Genomic DNA, 19023 nt, shown 5'->3' on the forward strand with positions numbered 1-19023 from the left:
ATGAGCTTTTGTGAAAAACAACTAGGAAGGTGTTTCATCTAGTTCCTTTAAAAGTTGACTTGCTTGATGAGCTAGGAGTTCAATTAAAGCAATGACAGGGATTTGAGTGGTTGTATTGACTGATTTATCTGCAAATGGAGAACGTTCGTCGGGCATATAATAGGAGATGTTGTAGTCAGCCAAGCGGGCAATAGTTGAATGTTGATTGTTGGTAATGCTTAGCACTTTGGCACCAGCTGTTTTAAAATCGGTCATTTGTTTAATCATTTCATTGGTTTCCCCAGATACAGACAGAATCAAGGCTAATGTATTTTCAAATCCGCGCTTGGGGATAGGCGTAAAGGGATCAGCAATACTGTAAGAATTGATATTTAAGTTGGCAAAATAACGACTGCCATAACTACCTAAAATTCCGCTAGTACCAATGCCAGTAAAGGCAACGTGACGTGCTTGAACAATCATTTGAATTGCTGGACGAAGCATTTCGTAATAGGTTTCTTGGTTTAATTTTTTCAAAAAAGCATCGACGTGAACTGTGGCATCATAAAAATTTTCAAACGTTTGTGTTTGTTTGGCTTCTTCTTTCACTGCATATTTTAATTCGGAAAAACCAGCATAGCCCATTTTGTTACAAAATCGTAGAATCGTTGAGGTGGAGACATGACAGGAAGTAGCCAGTTGGCGAATGGTCTGTTGAGGGATTTGGTGCAGGTGTTCCAATACATAATGGTAAACGAGCATTTCTAATTCATTCAAGGTCTGAACCTTCTCTAAATCAAACAAAGTAATCCTCCTTTATATAAAAACTGAATATGTTATTTTTTTGTGTAAATCAAATAAACCAATTCTTATTTTTCTTGAAAAAAATGTAAAATAACTCAATAAAAAGTTTCTTATTTCCTATTTTACAAAAAGTAGCCCAATTATCCTAGTTTTTCTCTTTTTTCTTTTAAAAATAACAATGCGCACCCCTAGAGTTTTTTGAGAAAACAAGCTAAAATAGATAAGAAGAGAAAAGGAGGCGTTGATGTGGCACGGGAAGTAATTTTATTTATTGCAGCGAGTATTGATGGTTTCATTGCGGACAAAGCGGGCGGTGTTGCTTGGTTAGAAGAGAATATTCGTGGCGATGAAGAAGATCGTAGTTACGATGAAATGTATGAAAAAATAGACACTGTGGTAATGGGGCGGACTACTTATGATCAAGTTACACAAGAATTGTCCCCAGATGTGTATTTTTATGAAGACAAGCATTCTTATATCATTACCTCTCATCCAGAACCATCAACTGCTTCAAGAACTTTTACCAAGGAAGATCCAGTCACATTAATTCGTCGTCTCAAAGAAGAAGACGGCGCGGGAATTTGGATTGTTGGAGGCCCAAAAGTGGTTCAACCGCTTTTGGCAGCTGATTTAATTGATACCTTCATTTTGACGACAATACCACTGTTTCTGGGTGAGGGCATTGCTCTATACGAGACAATGGCTCAATCAATCCCAGTTCGTTTAAAACAGGTTTATCAAAAAAATGAGTTGGTTTATTCGATTTATCAACGTGAAAACAAAAATTAAAAAATAATTATTCGGTTGGGCAAGTTGCTTTCAAGGTTTTGAGTTTCTCATAGGGCGAGAGGAACAAAGCAACAGTTGTCTAGCCGTTTGTGTTGTTTTTGATTAACAAAGAAATGGTAGAGGAGAAAAAAATGAAACATCAGATCAAAAAAAGGTTGTATATTTCACCTGTTCAAACAATTGTCTTAGGATTTTTTTTATTAATTGTTGTAGGCACAATCTTATTAATGATGCCTTTTTCTGCACAAGCTGGACAAAAAACGCAATGGATTGATGCTTTTTTCGTGGCAACTTCCGCCGTCTGTGTTACAGGGCTTTCGCCTTTGAATACGGCGGAACATTGGAGTCCTATCGGGCAAGTTATTATTATGATTTTGATTGAATTAGGCGGCTTAGGCTTTTTAACCGTTGCCACGATTTTCTTTAGTTTGCTGCGAAAAAAAGCGTCACTAAGTGTACGGATGTTGTATCAAGAAGCTTTAAATGTTAGTGAAGTTTCCGGAGTTTTTCGTTTAATGAAATATATTATGAAGTTTGCGGCCATTATTCAATTACTTGGAGCCTTCTTGTTGTCCTTTCAATTTGTGCCAACATTTGGGTGGAAAAAAGGGTTGTTTTTTAGTCTCTTCCATGCCGTTTCGGCATTTTGTAATGCTGGCTTTGATTTGCTAGGGGATAGTATGGTTCCTTATCAAAATTCGCCTTATCTTTTACTAGTCATTAGCTTTTTAATTATAGCTGGTGGTTTAGGATTTATTGTGTGGCGCGATATTTTTGCAATGATTAAAGGCTATAAAAATAAAATTAAGCACCGTGTTAGTATTCATACACGCCTTGCTTTAACGGTGACCGCCACCTTTTTAGTCTTAGGGACCGTTATTTTTTACATTTCAGAATATCGCCATTTTCCAGCTGACATGTCTTTTTGGCAGCGTCTTGTCAACAGTTGGTTCTTGTCGGTTACACCAAGAACTGCTGGCTTTTATTCAGTTGATTATTTGAAAATGAGTAATCCAGGCCTGATTGTCACGATTTTGTGGATGTTTATTGGTGGCACTTCAGGATCAACCGCTGGCGGCTTGAAAACCACTACGTTTGGTGTGTTATTTTTACAATTTCGTGCAATTTTTAAAGGGAAACAGCGAGTGGAATTCCATGAACGCACAATTCCTGAGCGAGTAGTGCTCCAAGCGTTTACTTTGTTCTTCTTGGCAACTTTTTTATGTGTAACTGCTTCGGTTATTCTCTCGTTTACAGAAACATTACCTTTAAAAAACGGGATTGAGTATATTGTTTTTGAAGTGATTTCTGCATTTGGAACGGTCGGTTTAACAATGGGGTTAACACCAGATTTAACTGTTTTTGGTAAACTAGTGATTATTTTTCTAATGTTCGTCGGTCGTGTGGGTGTGTACACGGTGTTATTGTCATTAATTAAGAAAGGCTTGGAAAGTCAGTCGAAAGTTCAATATCCAAAAGAATCAGTGATGATTGGTTAATAGAGAAAGAGGGAAATAGAATGGAATTTTTAGGTATTTTATGTTTGATTTTAATTACAACGACTTTAGCAGGTGTTGCTTGTAAAAGAGTAGGAATTCCTGCGGTAATTGGGCAATTGCTAGTAGGGATTGTGTTAGGTCCAGCGATGTTAAATATTGTGCATCAAGATGTGTTTGTGCATGACTTTTCAGAAATTGGTGTCATTATGCTGATGTTTATTGCTGGAATGGAATGTGAATTGGAATTATTGAAAAAATATGCGAAACCTAGTGTCATGGTCGCTATTTTGGGCATCGTTTTACCGGTTGGTTTTACTATGTTGATTGGTCAGCTGTTTGCTTTTTCTTGGAAAGAAGCTTTTTTCCTTGGGTTAGTTTTAGCAGCAACGTCGGTCAGCATTTCAGTAGAAGTATTAAGAGAGTTGAATGTTTTAAGTAGTAAAGAAGGTGCAACGATTCTTGGGGCTTCCGTCGTTGACGATATCGTGGTCGTGATTATTTTAAGTGTCGCTGTCGGCATGATTGGTGCAAGTACAGGCGGCAATACAGAAGTCAGCTTTATTGTTAAGTTAATTGAACAAGGCTTATTCTTTATTGGGATTTTCTTTTTGGTCCGCTTTATTGCTCCCTATTTACTACGTTTAAGTCAAAAAATGAACATTGGGTCGTCTGTTATTATCATGTCATTGATTATCTGTTTGGGCATGGCTTATTTGGCTGATTTAGTTGGTTTAAGTTCTGTCGTAGGTGCCTTTTTTGCAGGGATTGCTGTGGGACAAACGGATGCAAAAACAGAAATTGATTTCAATATTGAAGCTATTGGCTATGCCGTGTTTATTCCCGTCTTCTTTGCCAGCATTGGCTTATCAGTGACATTTAACACGTTAGGAAAAGATTTACCTTTTATTTTGGTAATGACGATTATGGCGATTTTAACGAAATTACTGGGCGGTGCCTGGGGAGCGAAAATGGTTGGTTTCTCCAATACAAGTTCTTTAATGGTCGGTGCTGGGATGGTTTCGCGTGGGGAAATGGCATTAATCATTGCGCAAATTGGCTACCAATCTAAATTACTTTCAGAAGCGTATTATACGAGCATGATTGTGGTAATTATCTTAACGACCTTAGTTGCACCGTTCTTATTGAAATACTTTGTTAAAAAACAAGAATCTGCGTTGCAATAAAAAAAGATGAGCAGAAGTTGTTGACAAAAAAATAAAATAGCTATATGATGAGCTCAAGATAAACGACTACGTTTGTAGTCGATAATCTTGAACTCTTTTTTATTGATGAAGGAGGAATTTAACGAGTATGGCAAAAGATAAATTAGCGACAATTACTGATGCAGAGTGGGAAGTCATGCGGGTTATTTGGACCCAAGGCAAGACCACGAGTCGTGAAGTGCATACACTTTTAAATGAGAAGAAAGAATGGAAATCAACGACCGTCAAGACGTTACTAAGTCGTTTAACAGATAAAGGGTTAGTTGGGACGGAGAAAGCAGGCAATAAATATATTTATTATCCGCTAGTAGAAGAACGTCAGAGCGTTGAAACGGTGGCAGACGAACTTTTGGCCAAAGTGTGCAGCCGTAAAGTTGGTTCCGTGGTAGAAACAATTTTAACAGAGAGTCAGTTGAGTTATGACGATTTGGATCGATTAGAGGAACTCTTGAAAGAGAAGCGCAAGACGGCGGTTGAATCTGTTCCTTGCAACTGTATTCCTGGTCAATGCCAATGTCATTTAATTTAAAAAGGAGTGAAAAAAATGGAAAGTAAAACGTTTGATATTGAAGGGATGAGCTGTGCTTCCTGTGCCCAAACGATTGAAAAGGCTACGGCGAAGTTACCTGGGATGGCAAAGGCAAGTGTCAATTTAGCTACGGAAAAATTAAGTGTCACGTATGATCAGACGGAAGTCACAGAAGAAGAAATTAAGGAAGCTGTGTCAGATGCTGGCTACAAGGCGATTAGCCCAGCCCAGCAACGAACGTTTGCGATTGAAGGAATGAGTTGTGCTTCCTGTGCCCAAACGATTGAAAAAGCTGTGAACCAATTATCTGGTGTTCAACAAGCGATTGTTAATTTAGCCACGGAAAAACTGGTGGTTAGTTATGACGACCATCAAGTAACGAGTGCTGAAATTATCAAAGCAGTTACGGATGCAGGTTATCAAGCGACAGAAGAAGTCGCTGCAGGTGCAACAGCGGACCAAGATCGTGAAAAGAAACAAAAACATATTGCTGAGATGTGGCAACGTTTTTGGATCTCAGCGGTGTTTACAGTACCCCTTCTTTATATTGCGATGGGACATATGGTAGGCTTACCATTGCCGGATTTTTTGAATCCAATGACACATGCGACGACCTTTGCAATGGTTCAATTGATTTTGACGTTACCCGTCCTATATGTCGGCAGAGAATTTTTCACAGTCGGTTTTAAAGCATTATTTAAAGGGCATCCGAATATGTTTTCTTTGGTAGCTTTAGGAACCAGTGCTGCTTTTGTGTATAGTTTATATGGCACAGTCATGATATTTTTAGGAGACACAAGTTTTACAATGGCTCTTTATTATGAATCAGCGGGTGTTATTTTAACCTTAATTACATTAGGAAAATATTTCGAAGCTGTTTCAAAAGGGAAAACCTCAGATGCGATAAAAAAATTAATGGGTTTGGCGTCGAAAACTGCTCATATTTTACGTGATGGGGCAGAAATTGAAGTGCCAGTTGATGCTGTTCAGTTGGATGACATTGTGATTGTTCGCCCAGGAGATAAAATCCCTGTTGATGGAGTGATTGTTTCAGGCAGTAGTTCTGTGGATGAAGCCATGTTAACGGGCGAAAGTTTGCCTGTTGAAAAGAAAGTCGGTGATGCAGTAATTGGTGCTAGCATCAATAAAAATGGCAGCTTTCAATTCAAGGCGACAAAAGTGGGAAAAGAGACGGCCCTTGCCCAAATCATTCAATTAGTAGAAGATGCGCAAGGCTCAAAAGCGCCGATTGCACAATTAGCTGATAAAATTTCGGGTGTTTTTGTCCCAATCGTTATTGGTTTGGCTGTTCTTTCTGGCTTGGCTTGGTTCTTTTTAGGACAAGAGTCATGGATTTTCGCTTTGACAATTACCATTTCTGTGTTAGTGATTGCTTGTCCTTGTGCGCTCGGCTTGGCAACGCCGACTGCGATTATGGTGGGAACAGGTAAGGGCGCTGAAAATGGCGTTTTAATTAAAAGTGGGGATGCTTTAGAAACCACTCACAAAATTCAAACAATCGTGTTTGATAAAACAGGAACTATTACAGAAGGCAAACCGGTGGTTACGGATATTTTAGTTGCTGATTCAGCACTTTCCGAAGCTGAGTTACTAAAATTAGCAGCTTCTGCAGAACAAGGATCAGAACATCCTCTAGGTGAAGCAATTGTGGGGGCGGCTAAAGAACGTCAATTGCCATTAGCAGAAGGAAGCGATTTTTCAGCGATTCCAGGTCACGGCATCCGTGTGACAGTCAACGAACGAGTCCTACTTTTGGGCAATATAAAATTAATGAAAGAAGAAGCAATCGAGCTATCAACGTTTGTTCAACAAGCGGATCGTTTGGCAGAAGAAGGGAAAACCCCAATGTTTGTGGCAAAAGATGGTTCGTTTGCGGGTATCATTGCGGTAGCAGATACTGTGAAAGATAGCAGTCAAACAGCCATTGCACGTTTGCATAAAATGGGGATCGAAGCCGTGATGATTACGGGAGACAACAAGCGTACTGCAGAGGCGATTGCGAAACAAGTAGGTATCGATCGTGTCTTAAGTGAAGTTTTACCAGAAGATAAAGCGTTAGAAGTGAAAAAACTACAAGCAGAAGGCAAAAAAGTTGCGATGGTGGGTGACGGTATTAATGATGCACCAGCACTTGCCCAAGCAGATGTGGGGATTGCTATTGGTTCAGGCACAGATGTTGCAATGGAATCGGCCGATATTGTGCTAATGCGTAGTGATTTAATGGATGTGCCTACAGCAGTTGAATTAAGTAAAGCGACCATCAAAAACATCAAAGAAAATCTTTTCTGGGCATTTGCTTATAATACATTAGGTATTCCAGTGGCTATGGGTGTGTTACACTTATTTGGTGGACCTTTGTTAAGTCCGATGATTGCAGCAGCAGCTATGAGTTTTAGTTCAGTCTCTGTCTTACTAAACGCCTTACGATTGAAAGGATTTAAACCTTCGACGGTGAAAAGAACTAGTGGAAGTCAAAAATAAAATTGAAAAGGATGAAGTGAAATGGAAAAAACAGTAAAAATTGATGGGATGAAATGTGATGGCTGTGTTCAAGCGGTCACTGAAAAATTTAGTGGAATTGACGGCGTAACGAATGTTGCGGTTCACTTGGCAGATCAAACAGCCGTTGTGACAGCAGATCGTGAAGTAAGCCAGGATGAACTGAATACCACGTTGGCAGATACAAAATTCAAGGTTGTCAGCGAATAACAAAAAAACAGGGCCTACCATCATGAGTAGACCCTGTTTTTTGGTTATGGAAGTTTTGCTTTGATTTCCTGATAAATCTTAGTCGTTTCTTGACCCTCACGCGCAGTATAATAATAAACTTTCTCCCGCGTTTCTATTTTCAGAATCGGATGACTTTTTGTATAAATTAGTAAATAAGCAGGTTTTCCAGCGACTTTAAATTCTCCTGTTAAGTAACTATCTGTCGCAGCACCCATTGTGCGGATGCGTTCTTGAGGTAAGTCATCAATCAAAGAAACAGCAGTGATTTGGTTAAAAGGAATTGACCTTGTTTTTGCTAATGGGGCAGATAATTCAATTTGGTTCTTTTCAATAGTTGCTTGAAAGGCATGACTAGAAAAATCATTTATAAACATTGGTACTGTGGCAAAGAACAGCACCGCAATCGTTAAAATACCAGTAGCGGCTAGAATAATTTTCCCAGCAGGCCGTCCTAGGTTAATAGATAAATTCATACCAATGCGATCAGGAACCATGATTTTGGGGTCCTTTGGATTGATATAAATCCCATACCGCCAATATTGATCGTCATCCCCATAGCGATAATCGCCAGCCTGTAGAACGAATTGATCTTGTTTTTTGCGCATTGAAAATAAGTAGTAGAAGAGAAAGCCTACATAAACAAACAAAAGAATAAAGTAACAAAATGTAAGAGCCATCGCAACCGTATAATCAATGACAATTGTCAAAGTTGGTAAAATGGTTAGCGGTGCAAAAACTAAGGCGGATAAAACCATTAAAACAGACCAATGATGCCGAAATAAATCATTGATTTGCTGATTAATTTTTGAGTCGCTAGTTAGCGGTTTGACAGGTAAGCGCGCAATAAAATAATAACCGCCAATGAACAAACTTAACATCAAAACAGTAATTAAGAAAAGAATCCAGGAACCAATCGCCGTTTGCAAGGAATAAAAGCCCCCAGCAAAAGTAAGAATAATTGCAGGTAAAAACCACCAAAATGAAATAAGTTTCTGGTTTTTATTTAAAACTAATTGCGTATCGATTAAGAGAGGACGCTTAGGTAGCAACCAGCCGTTTTGCATTTTTAAAGCGGCCATTTTGCGAATATAAACGATTTGCAGATAGTAGCCACTGCCAATAAAACTAAATAAAAGTAACAGAAAAAGGAACAATAAAATCGAATCATAAGGAATAAATAACAAAGGTAAACTAAGAACACTAAAAACGGCTGCTAGTTGAACCAAGCGTTTTTTATAACGTTTTCGGATTGCTTGAACGCTGGGATCTTGTAGTTTATCTTCTGGTAAAGTATTTTCCAAAATAATATTTTTGTGAGGATTTGCATAAATCCCCATAGTAAATGCCATAAAAAAAGCGACAGAAACTAGGATGAAATAAAAGAATACCGCCATTATAATGCACGCCCTTTCGAATCAAAATTTTGATAAATTTTCTGAATAAGTGCTTGGATTTCTGCTTCGGATTGCTGATGTAAAAAACTTTCAGCCAACAGAAGTTCTAAACGCTCATGCAATTGCTGTTGCCAAACAGCGGTAGCAGGTAACTTTGCGGCAATTTTGGTGCCGTTACGACGGTCAGTCACAATATAACCTGATTGCTTTAACTTATTATAAGCTTTTGAAACAGTCATCATATTGACCCCGATTTCGTCCGCCAATTGTCGGATAGAAGGCAAACTTTCATTGGGAACCAGTTCACCTTTGGCAATGCCTACAATGATTTGATCAATGAGTTGCTGATAGATGGGCTGTTCGCTTTGTTCATCTATTTCTAAAAGCATCGAATCACTCCTGTCTTATTTGTGCTATCTGTATTATATATAATAATACAAAAAGAGTTGGAAAGCAAGGAATTTAGAGTAAATGGTTGTTTCTGTTTAAAGAGAAGCATATAATGAAGAAGAACGTAAAATGAAAGGACGATGAAAATATGACAGCAATTGAACCAAAATTAACAGAGAAATTCCATCAAGATTTCTTGAACAATAATAAACAAAATGCCTTACAACGTAGTGTAGTAAAAAATGGTATCAGCGCTTCAGGTGAATCTGTACAAGGAGCCGTGAATAACGTACCCGTCTTTTCAGTCGACTTAGCTACTGGAAAAGTGGCCAATCAAAAACAAAGCGGTCGCTGCTGGATGTTTGCGGCATTAAATACATTTAGACATAGAATGTTAAATGCGTTTCAATTAAAAGATTTTGAATTATCACAAAACTATACATTTTTCTGGGATAAATATGAAAAATCAAACTATTTCTATGAAAATATTATTGCAACAGCCGATCAACCGTTGACTAGTCGTAAAGTGGCCTTTTTATTAGCTACACCACAACAAGATGGTGGGCAATGGGATATGATCGTTTCAATTTTTGATAAATATGGCGTAGTGCCTAAAACGGCAATGCCTGAAAGCAGCAACAGTTCCAATTCACGTGATTTAAACAACTATTTAAATAAAAAATTACGCAAAGATGCAACAATTTTACGTAGTTTAATTGAAAAAGGCGCTTCTGCTGAAGAAGTCCAAAAAAACAAAGAAGCAATGTTACAAGAAATTTATAATTTCTTAGCAATCTCTTTAGGAACGCCGCCAGAAACCTTTGATTTTGAATACCGTGACGAAGAAAAAAATTATCATTTGGATCAAAATCTAACACCGCAAACATTCTTTGAAAAATACGTTGGCGTTAATTTACATGATTATGTAAGTATTATTAATGCTCCTACAGAAGATAAACCCTTCAACAAAACATACACTGTTGAAATGTTAGGGAATGTTGTCGGCGGCAAAGAAGTTAAATATTTAAATGTAGAAATGGCTGCTTTCAAAAAATTAGCTGCTGCACAATTGGAACAAGGCGAATCTGTTTGGTTTGGTTGTGATGTCGGACAATCTTCAACACGTGACACAGGAATTATGGCATTAGACGTTTACGATATGAACGATCTTTTTGATATTGATTTTACGATGACTAAAGCAGAACGTTTAGACTTTGGTGAAAGCTTAATGACACACGCCATGGTTTTAACAGGTGTTGATATCGTTGATGGTCAAACAACAAAATGGAAAGTGGAAAATAGCTGGGGCGAAAAAGTCGGTGAAAATGGCTTCTTCGTTATGAGCGATGCGTGGATGGACGAATACACTTATCAAATCGTTGTGCACAAAGATTTATTAACTGATGAACAGAAAAAAGCTTGGGAACAAGCGCCAACTGTTTTGGCACCTTGGGATCCAATGGGAGCATTAGCATAAAACAGAAAAAGAAGGCCCCCGCCGTCATGGCGGGGGCCTTCTTTTTACGTTGGGCGGCGAACTTCACGGATTTCGCCCAATGTTGTATAATCATTGCCTGCTAAACGAGCAATCGGTTGGAGTTTTTCAGGTAAAATGTACTGATGTTCTTCATCAAAAACGGCTGAATCAAAATAGAAATCGGTAATTTCTACAATGAATAAATCCGTAATAATTTGACCTTCATGGTTAGCAATAGGTACATATTGATGTAAGCGAGCTTCCATCCGAATCGGCGCGGCTTTGATTGCTGGAACAGCAACAGTCTGGCTGGCAATGGTTTCAATACCAAATGTGTCAATTTCACTGATCTCTGCTGCTAAAGACGCCGAAGTCTGATTCATTTGAGTAAGAACGTCTTCGTTAACGAAATGGATGACAAGTTCTTTAGTAGCCAAGATATTTCGTGCCGTATCTTTAGGCTCTTTGTCTGGTCGTAAAATGGACAACGTTGCTAAAGGAATTTCAGCTGCCGCCGCATTAAAGAAACTAAAGGGAGCAGCGTTGACGATACCTGTGGCTGTATCTTGTGTCGTAACCCAAGCGATTGGCCGAGGAATAATACTTCCTGATAAAAATTTATACGCTGTTTTTGCAGATAACTCGTTACTATTGTAATGAATCATAGGAGCCTCCTAGAAAAAATACTAATTTCGTTGAACATTCGCATCTGAAGTATCGAAAGGACGCACAAATTCTTCAATCCCTGCCCGTTTTGGTTCTAAAAATGGCGGTAATGATAATTTTTCGCCAGCGTGTTCGTAGGTTTCATCCTCTAAAAACCCAGGACCATCGGTTGCCAGTTCAAATAAAACATGTGTTGCTGCCAAGAAATATTCAGATTTAAAGTAAAAACGTTCCACAAAGCCAGAATTAGGAAATTCCAAACGATTAATTTTTTCAATCCAGAAACGTAGTGCTTCCTCATCGGCAACGCGCAAGGCTAAGTGATGGACATTGCCGTAGCCTTCTTGAGCCGCTGGCAAATCTTCCCGATGCTCTACGATGATGCTGGCACCATTTCCACCTTCGCCAACTTCAAATAAACGGAAACTACCTTCAGCATCAATCAATTTGAATCCTAAAACTTCAGTTAAAACTAGTTGCAGATGTTCGTAATTTTCGACAGTTACAAAGGCTGGACCTAAGCCGATTAAAGCATGTTCACTAGGGACGTTAGATTTTTTCCAAGGCGTGCCAGCTGCAACACCTTGGTTCTTTTCATCAGAAATAAGTTGGTAACGTTGATTGTCAAAATCTTCAAATTCTAAATACTTTTTACCAAAACGTTCTTGAATTTCTCCATGATCAATTGCATATTCATTAAAGCGTGATACCCAGTAATCCAAAGCAGCATCATCTTTTACACGGAAGGAAGTACGAGAAATTGTATTGGTTCCTTTGGTTCCTTTAGGTAAGCCTGGAAAGTCAAAGAAAGTCATATCTGTTCCGGGAGAGCCGGCATCATCAGCAAAAAATAAATGATATGTTTCAATATCGTCTTGGTTGACAGTCTTCTTAATTAAACGTAGACCTAAAATATCGGTGAAAAAGTGATAAATTTTTTCAGCACTTGAAGTCATGGCAGTGACGTGGTGTAAACCTAAAATTTGTGTATTCATAATAAAAATCCTCCTAAAAGAAAAATAATTTTTTAATTAACTTACTAAAAGTAAGTTTAAATGATTAGTCCTAAAAATGCAAAAGAAATGTCTCGAATTCGAACTATTATTTTTTAGTTGATTTTTTAAAAAAATAAGAATATAATAGCCTGAGATATTTTAATACATAAACTTTCGTAAACATCGCCGGATGCTTGCGACTAAAGTGTTAATGAACAGTTCTTAGGCCATAGCTGAACTGTTTGTTGGCACTTTTTTTGTTTGGAAGGGAAGGAAAACAAGATGAGTAAAGCTTGGTTAAAAGTTATTTTTGGCGCTTTTTGTGAAGTGATTTGGGTCATTGGCATGAAGCATAGCACAACATGGTGGGAGATTTTAGGGACAGTAATCGCAATCTTTATCAGTTTTTATGCGCTGATTAAAGCAGGAGAGGAATTGCCAGTTGGCACAGCCTATGCTGTATTTGTCGGCTTAGGTAGTGCTGGAACTATTGTAACAGATCATTTTTTATTCCACACACCATTGGGCATAGGAAAAGTTCTTTTTCTGTTGCTGTTATTAATAGGTGTGATTGGCTTAAAAATGGTAACTGGAAATAAAGAGGAGGAAACAAGATGAGTTGGTTATACTTAGTTATTGCAGGCTGTTTTGAAATCTTTGGCGTAGGTTCAATTAAATTATTTACAACAAAAAAAGACTTACGTTCATTGTTAATTTTAATTCTAGCGTTTAGTGGTAGTTTCTTATTCTTATATTTAGGGATGAGACAATTGCCGATGGGCGTTTCTTATGCAGTTTGGACAGGAATTGGTACAGCAGGAGGCGCTATTTTAGGAATGCTCTTAGGTGAATCAAAAGACCTACGCCGGATATTTTTTATTTTTTTAATCATTGTTTCTGTGATTGGTTTAAAATTAATTGGTTAGAAGGCGAGAGAACATTGTTTGGATTATTGAAAGACAGGTGAGTAAAATTTAAAAAGAGACAGAACCAAATGCGGTGTTCTGTCTCAAAATAGCTTTTATTTTACAAGGTTACTATAACGTGTCGCAAATTCATTGTTGTAGGACTTGCCGTTGACATCTTGACCAACGTCCCAATTTGCAGACCAAGTCATTAAGCCACGGATAGGATTACCGTCTTTTGCTAACTGATCAAAAGTTTTGGCTACAGGGGTAGCCTCAACGACATAGCCGCTACCAGCAGCATCCCGATTTGCTGGTAAACCAAGGACTAATTTATCGTTTGGTATCTGTAGATAGCCGCGCGTGCCATGGATTAATGAATCAGACATATAATAGAGGAACTCGTATTTTAGAGCATCGTTGCTTTGAGCAACCCAAGTCATAATTTCATCGACCCAGACACCGTCGCCGCCTTGGTTATATAATTGTGGGGCAATGTAATCATAATAACCATTTAGGGAAGTAATGTATGTTTCATAAGCGGCACCAGGTTTTAAATAAGGGAATTCTGGCGCCATCGTAATGATGAAATTTTTTTCTTGTGCTCGATAATGGTCTTTGACTATTTTCAACGCAGCAGGGATGACGGTTTGGTTGTCGCCAGCAGTAATCGCCAATTGCTCTAAGTCGATGTCTAAACCATCAAAGCCGTATGTTTCCACTTGACGAATGATTTCATTCGCAAAGGCTTGTTCATCGCCTTTGACTAATTGGATATGTGCATCTGCTCCACCAAGTGCCAATAAAACTGCGCGACCTTGACTATTTAATTGTGCGACTTCTTGTCGGAAGGCAGTGTCCGTTTGGTTATAAGGCTTGAACGTAGGAATCCGTGTTGTACCATCGCTTTTCATGAAGGAAACCGGTACGACATTGTAGGCTTGATTTACTTCTGAAAGGTTCAGCGATGCTGATGTTCCTTGTTTGTAACCATCGCGTCCTTTTGAGGCCCAGTTATGCCAATATCCAACCAACACTTTTTTGCCAGAGATATCTACCATCGTATCCGCAGCATCTGCAGAAGCTTGAGTAGGCGTTAACCACAAGCCAACTGCTACGGTTGAAAGAAGGAGAAAAGCAGGGATTATTTTTTTTAGCTTCATTTTTTTGAGAACTCCTTTAATTTAGTTTAAGATGTGAGTATTTTTACTGAATGTTCACATCAATCGCTTGGTAAAAGGCGTTCACCGTATCACCAATGCCCCAAACAGCGTAAATGACATGATAACCTTTGCGGTCTGTCGGAATATTAATTGTTTGTTTAACAACTTTATTAGGAACTTCTTGTTTACCGTCAATTGAAGCAATTTTGTCGAAGTTTTTAATGTCTAATGGTTGATTGGGATTCCAGCCATTTTTAGTAATATAGTAATCCCAAGAAGCAGTTCTATGTTGGGCAGTTAAGTTCCAAGTGATGTCAAGGGGACCTGTTGTAATGTTTGTTTTGTGCCAACGAGTAGCTGTTTGTTCATCCAAAGGTTCAAAACCTGAGACACCTGCACTGGCTAATTTACCAGTAATAAACGTATTTTTGGGCGCTTCGATACTTTGAGGTTCCCATTGTGCACGACCAACATTTGTATTTAAGTTACCACCAGCAGAACTACCAAAGAAAGCACGACTTCCAGGACTTGCTACGTAACCATGAGCCTCCGAAACAGTAGGGGCCAATGCAGCGCCACCTAAAACAAAACTAAAAGCCAGGACGATTGTTAATAAACTCTTTTTCACGAAAAAAACCTCCTAAAAAATTATTTTGTATGCGCTTACAGATAGGAATATAACATAATAATCTTTCGGATACAAATAATAAGAAATGTTATTTTTAAAAATAAAAAAATATTTCTTAAGTAATATTAAGAATGTTTTTAAATAATATAAATAATAGTGTTTTTCAAAGTTTTGTTAATTTTTCATTCGGAATCGCAATTGAAGAAATCACGTGGTATACTTTTAAGAAGAAACAATGACACGAAAGTAGCCATTGGAAAAAGGAGATTATTTCGTGGGAAAAAAACATACATCCTCTTATGAAGTTGCCTACTATGACGGCGATTTTACTGGTGCAATGAAGATACCGGCTTTGTTAGCGGTTGTCATTAAAGTATCAGAAGAACAAACAGAATTACTAGGAAGAGATGCGGCTTATGTCGCTCAATTTGGTCTAGGCTGGGTCATCACCAATTATGAAATAGAGATTCACCGCTTACCGAAAGTTGGTGAAAAAGTAGCAATTACAACGCAAGCTATGAGTTATAACAAATATTTTTGTTATCGTAACTTTTGGGTTCATGATGAAGAAGGCAATGAATGTGTCTTTGTGAAATCAACCTTTGTCTTAATGGATCAAAAAAATCGGAAAATCAGTAGTGTGTTACCAGAAATTATTGCACCTTTTGATTCTGAAAAAATCACTAAAATTTATCGCCATGAAAAAATTGAAAAAGTCACAGAGGGGAACTTTTTACCTTATCGTGTGCGTTTTTTTGATATTGATGGCAATCAACATGTTAATAATGCGATTTACTTTAATTGGTTATTGGATGTGTTAGGGTATGACTTTTTAACAACGCATCAACCGAAAAAAATTCTTGTGAAATTTGATAAAGAAGTAGAATATGGCCAAGAAGTCGAAAGTCATTACGAAATTGTCGAACAAGAAAATCAGTTGAAAACGCGCCATGAGATTCGGATTGATGGTCAAACCTATTGTGAAGCGAATATCGATTGGACCAACTAAGTTGAGATGACGGTTTAGAAAAATAAAAAGTTACGCAGAGGAGGAAGGACATGATTCGCTTAGGATTAACATCTTTTAGTGAACACGACTATTTAACTGGAAAAAAACGGGCCACGCTTTATGAATATGCCAGTCATTTACCGCTAGTTGAAATGGACACGGCGTATTACGGGATTCCTCCCAAAGAACGAGTAGCTGAATGGGTCAAAGCAGTTCCCGAAAACTTTCGCTTTGTCATGAAAGTTTATAGTGGAATCAGTTGTCAAGGTGAGTGGCAGACCTATTATGCAAGTGAAGAAGAAATGATCACCGCTTTTTTAGAAAGTATGGCCCCATTAATTGAAAGTAAAAAATTATTTGCCTTTCTGGTACAATTTTCAGGAACATTTGGTTGTACGAAAGAAAATGTCGCTTACTTGCAAAAAATTCGTCACTGGTTTAAAGACCTACCTATCGCCATTGAATTACGAAATAATTCATGGTATCAACCAAACTTTGTAAAACAAATGTTGCAATTTATGAAAGAAAATCAATTTTCACTTGTGATTGTAGATGAACCGCAGATTCCTACAAATCCAGTGCCCTTTTATCCGTATGTAACGAATCCTAATCTCGTGCTCTTCCGGTTTCACGGACGTAATGCGGCTGGCTGGTTAGCCAATGATGCAGAGTGGCGTAAAAAAAGAACCCTCTATCATTATAATACGCAGGAAATCGCTGATTTAAGCGAAGCTGTTTTAAAAATGTCGCAAGAAGCTAAAGAAGTGGGCGTAATTTTTAATAATAATTCTGGCGGCGATGCTGCAGAAAACGCCCTACAGATGCAAAAAGTCTTGAATTTGAGTTACGATGATTTGAATCCAAAACAATTAGATTTATTTTGAGAAAGAAGGTAGCTGAATGTCTGAAAAGCAATCCCCTTATGAAATGGCTTGTGCATTCCACGAGGTTTTTAATCCACAACAACCAGAGCAACCAACTGCTTTTTCGCCAGAGCTAGCCAGTCGACGAGCAGAGTTTAAAGTCGAAGAACTTGTGGAATTTTTATATAGTGCTGCTAATAATGACCAAGTGCTTTTTCAACAATTGGTCGACGGATTAAAAAAATCTGTCGATAAAGCAGAGCAGAAAGTCTTGGCGAAAGGCAAACCAGTATCTGATCCTTTAGTGGAGGAAGTGGATGCACTAGTCGATTTATTGTATTTTACTTATGGTTCGTTTTGCTTAATGGGCGTCAATCCAACAAAAATTATTGAAATCGTTCATCAAGCCAATATGGGGAAATTATTTCCAGATGGGCAGCCACATTATGATCCGGAAACAAATAAAGTATTAAAACCTGAAAATTGGGAACAAGATTTTGCGCCAGAAGCTAAAATTAAAGCGGAAATTCAACGCCAATTGAAAATTACTGAGACCAATGAAAAAGACGAATGAGAAAACTCATTCGTCTTTTTTATTAATCATGGAAGAACGTCCGATATAAGGCTTTGATGGCTTTTTCCTCTTGCTCTTTTTTGATACCAAACATAATACTTACTTCCGAAGATCCTTGGTTAATCATTTCTAAGTTGATTTTTTCTTTGGCTAACGCCATTGTACTTTCAGCAGTAACCCCAATTCGTTGGCGCATGCCTTCCCCGACAATCATAATCATGGAAAGGTGATGCGTGATGCGTAACTCATCAGGCGCTAAAACTTCTTGGAGTTGAGCCATCAGTCTATTTTCAATTTCAGCTGTTAACTGGTCTTCTCTTAAAACAATTGTGATGTCATCAATTCCTGAGGGCATATGCTCATAGCTTAAGGCTAATTTTTCTAGTACTTCTAAAAGCCGTCGCCCAAAACCTAACTCTCTATTCATTAAATACTTACTAATGTAAATACTTGCGAACCCTTGATCACTAGCAATTCCTACAACAGGGGCATGCTTCACTTTGCGAGAAGTGGTAATTAGGGTGCCAGGATGATGTGGGTTGTTAGTATTTTTGATAACGACTGGAATATTTGCGCGATAGGCAGGCATTAAAGCTTCGTCGTGGAGGACGGCAAATCCTGCATAAGCTAACTCCCGCATTTCTCTGTAGGTCAATTCTTGAATCGTTTGAGGCTGTTCAATAATTCCAGGATGGGCGACATAAATTCCGTCTACATCGGTAAAGTTTTCATACAAATCTGCTTGAACACCTGCGGCAACAATGGACCCTGTGATATCGGAACCGCCACGAGAAAAAGTACAAATTTCGCCGGCTTCTGTATAACCAAAGAAACCTGGAATAACCAAGATTTGTTGAGTCTCACGATAGGCACTAATTTTCTCTAAAGCTTTTGGTAAAATGCGGGCATTGCCTGGCTCAGGTGTCACTAGGAGACCTAATTCTTTTGGACTAATGTAGCGAGCATCTAAGCCATTCTGATTGAAAAAACTGGCAACAACTTTTGCATTATTGTCTTCGCCGCTAGCTAAAAAATAGTCAAATAAAAAAGCATTGTTTTCTTTTGGTAAAGTGGCTAATTGGCGAATCGAAATAGCAATATCAGCTAAAACTGCTTTATCCAAGTGTAATTCATCGAAAAGATCTTCATAACGACGAATGATGGCAGAGATTGTCGATTCAATTTCCTCATTATTTAAGTAGCGCTGATAGTATTGAATCAATAAATCAGTCACTTTAATATCTTGCGGGGTTCGCTTTCCAGGAGCGGATACAACGACAAACGTTCGGCGCGGCTCTTCCTTGACGATTTGTAAGACTTTCTGTAACTGTGGTGCTGATGCTAGCGAGCTACCGCCGAATTTAACTACGTTCACGTTTATCACT

Annotated in this window: 20 protein-coding genes; 12 read left to right on the plus strand and 8 right to left on the minus strand. The window is 38.3% G+C overall.

Annotated elements, in window-relative coordinates:
* Positions 1-21: 21 nt before the first annotated feature.
* Positions 22-783: a transcriptional regulator GenR gene (genR, locus tag IGJ20_RS01335; RefSeq protein WP_002362941.1), complete on the minus strand. Its 762-nt coding sequence runs from the start codon at positions 781-783 to the stop codon at positions 22-24.
* A gap of 198 nt (positions 784-981) precedes the next feature.
* Here genR and IGJ20_RS01340 point away from each other — a divergent pair, with 198 nt between their 5' ends.
* The 6 genes from IGJ20_RS01340 (at position 982) to IGJ20_RS01365 (ending at position 7553) form a co-directional block, all read left to right on the plus strand.
* The gene (locus IGJ20_RS01340) at positions 982-1572 is read left to right on the plus strand and encodes a dihydrofolate reductase family protein (protein WP_002386047.1); all 591 of its coding nucleotides are present in this window, start codon (positions 982-984) and stop codon (positions 1570-1572) included.
* Between the two features lie 131 nt (positions 1573-1703).
* Positions 1704-3071 carry a TrkH family potassium uptake protein gene (locus IGJ20_RS01345; RefSeq protein ID WP_002366061.1) on the plus strand — a complete coding sequence of 456 codons (1368 nt, stop codon included), beginning with the start codon at positions 1704-1706 and terminating at the stop codon, positions 3069-3071.
* Positions 3072-3091: 20 nt separating this feature from the next.
* Positions 3092-4255, plus strand: coding sequence for a cation:proton antiporter (locus IGJ20_RS01350; protein ID WP_002355211.1), 1164 nt, complete (start codon positions 3092-3094; stop codon positions 4253-4255).
* A gap of 127 nt (positions 4256-4382) precedes the next feature.
* Complete coding sequence (locus IGJ20_RS01355) at positions 4383-4823, plus strand: CopY/TcrY family copper transport repressor (RefSeq protein ID WP_002379040.1); 441 nt, start codon at positions 4383-4385, stop codon at positions 4821-4823.
* A 15-nt stretch (positions 4824-4838) separates the two neighbouring features.
* A complete protein-coding gene (locus IGJ20_RS01360; protein WP_231414779.1) occupies positions 4839-7325 on the plus strand; it encodes a heavy metal translocating P-type ATPase in 2487 nt (828 codons plus the stop codon).
* A 21-nt stretch (positions 7326-7346) separates the two neighbouring features.
* Entirely contained in the window at positions 7347-7553 is a 207-nt protein-coding gene (locus IGJ20_RS01365; protein WP_002355215.1) for a heavy-metal-associated domain-containing protein, read from the plus strand.
* A gap of 44 nt (positions 7554-7597) precedes the next feature.
* Here the strand turns inward: IGJ20_RS01365 and IGJ20_RS01370 are convergent, their stop codons facing one another.
* Together IGJ20_RS01370 and IGJ20_RS01375 are read right to left on the minus strand one after the other, a co-directional pair.
* Positions 7598-8968, minus strand: a complete 1371-nt coding sequence (locus IGJ20_RS01370; protein ID WP_202522292.1) for a DUF5808 domain-containing protein — start codon at positions 8966-8968, stop codon at positions 7598-7600.
* A complete protein-coding gene (locus tag IGJ20_RS01375) occupies positions 8968-9357 on the minus strand; it encodes a GntR family transcriptional regulator (RefSeq protein WP_002358356.1) in 390 nt (129 codons plus the stop codon). The genes IGJ20_RS01370 and IGJ20_RS01375 overlap by 1 nt, the downstream gene beginning before the upstream one ends.
* Before the next feature lie 149 nt (positions 9358-9506).
* On the opposite strand from IGJ20_RS01375, the gene IGJ20_RS01380 reads away from it, so the two are divergent.
* Complete coding sequence (locus IGJ20_RS01380) at positions 9507-10835, plus strand: aminopeptidase C (RefSeq protein WP_002358357.1); 1329 nt, start codon at positions 9507-9509, stop codon at positions 10833-10835.
* 44 nt (positions 10836-10879) lie between these two features.
* Here IGJ20_RS01380 and IGJ20_RS01385 read toward each other — a convergent pair whose 3' ends face one another.
* Complete coding sequence (locus IGJ20_RS01385; RefSeq protein ID WP_086317596.1) at positions 10880-11500, minus strand: flavin reductase family protein; 621 nt, start codon at positions 11498-11500, stop codon at positions 10880-10882.
* A 21-nt stretch (positions 11501-11521) separates the two neighbouring features.
* On the minus strand, positions 11522-12496 hold the full coding sequence (locus IGJ20_RS01390; protein WP_202522293.1) for a ring-cleaving dioxygenase: 975 nt from the start codon (positions 12494-12496) through the stop codon (positions 11522-11524).
* A 261-nt stretch (positions 12497-12757) separates the two neighbouring features.
* On the opposite strand from IGJ20_RS01390, the gene IGJ20_RS01395 reads away from it, so the two are divergent.
* Both IGJ20_RS01395 and IGJ20_RS01400 read left to right on the plus strand, forming a co-directional pair.
* Positions 12758-13114, plus strand: a complete 357-nt coding sequence (locus tag IGJ20_RS01395; protein WP_002386054.1) for a DMT family transporter — start codon at positions 12758-12760, stop codon at positions 13112-13114.
* The gene (locus tag IGJ20_RS01400) at positions 13111-13422 is read left to right on the plus strand and encodes a DMT family transporter (protein ID WP_002355223.1); all 312 of its coding nucleotides are present in this window, start codon (positions 13111-13113) and stop codon (positions 13420-13422) included. The genes IGJ20_RS01395 and IGJ20_RS01400 overlap by 4 nt, the downstream gene beginning before the upstream one ends.
* A 95-nt stretch (positions 13423-13517) precedes the next feature.
* Here the strand turns inward: IGJ20_RS01400 and IGJ20_RS01405 are convergent, their stop codons facing one another.
* Entirely contained in the window at positions 13518-14564 is a 1047-nt protein-coding gene (locus IGJ20_RS01405; RefSeq protein ID WP_202522294.1) for a chitinase, read from the minus strand.
* 43 nt (positions 14565-14607) lie between these two features.
* Entirely contained in the window at positions 14608-15192 is a 585-nt protein-coding gene (locus tag IGJ20_RS01410) for a lytic polysaccharide monooxygenase (RefSeq protein ID WP_002355225.1), read from the minus strand.
* A gap of 274 nt (positions 15193-15466) precedes the next feature.
* Between IGJ20_RS01410 and IGJ20_RS01415 the strand changes: the two genes are divergently transcribed.
* The 3 genes from IGJ20_RS01415 to IGJ20_RS01425 are packed head-to-tail and all read left to right on the plus strand — an operon-like array spanning position 15467 to position 17638.
* Positions 15467-16201, plus strand: a complete 735-nt coding sequence (locus IGJ20_RS01415) for an acyl-ACP thioesterase domain-containing protein (protein WP_002355227.1) — start codon at positions 15467-15469, stop codon at positions 16199-16201.
* Positions 16202-16251: 50 nt separating this feature from the next.
* Complete coding sequence (locus IGJ20_RS01420) at positions 16252-17085, plus strand: DUF72 domain-containing protein (protein ID WP_002358361.1); 834 nt, start codon at positions 16252-16254, stop codon at positions 17083-17085.
* A 16-nt stretch (positions 17086-17101) separates the two neighbouring features.
* Positions 17102-17638 (plus strand): haloacid dehalogenase, encoded by a 537-nt coding sequence (locus IGJ20_RS01425; RefSeq protein ID WP_002358362.1) that lies wholly within the window; start codon positions 17102-17104, stop codon positions 17636-17638.
* Between the two features lie 22 nt (positions 17639-17660).
* On the opposite strand, the gene IGJ20_RS01430 is transcribed toward IGJ20_RS01425, so the two are convergent.
* Positions 17661-19013 carry an aspartate kinase gene (locus tag IGJ20_RS01430; protein ID WP_010824365.1) on the minus strand — a complete coding sequence of 451 codons (1353 nt, stop codon included), beginning with the start codon at positions 19011-19013 and terminating at the stop codon, positions 17661-17663.
* Between the last annotated feature and the right edge of the window lie 10 nt (positions 19014-19023).

The organism is Enterococcus sp. DIV0294 (assembly GCF_050558155.1).
GTDB lineage: Bacteria > Bacillota > Bacilli > Lactobacillales > Enterococcaceae > Enterococcus > Enterococcus faecalis.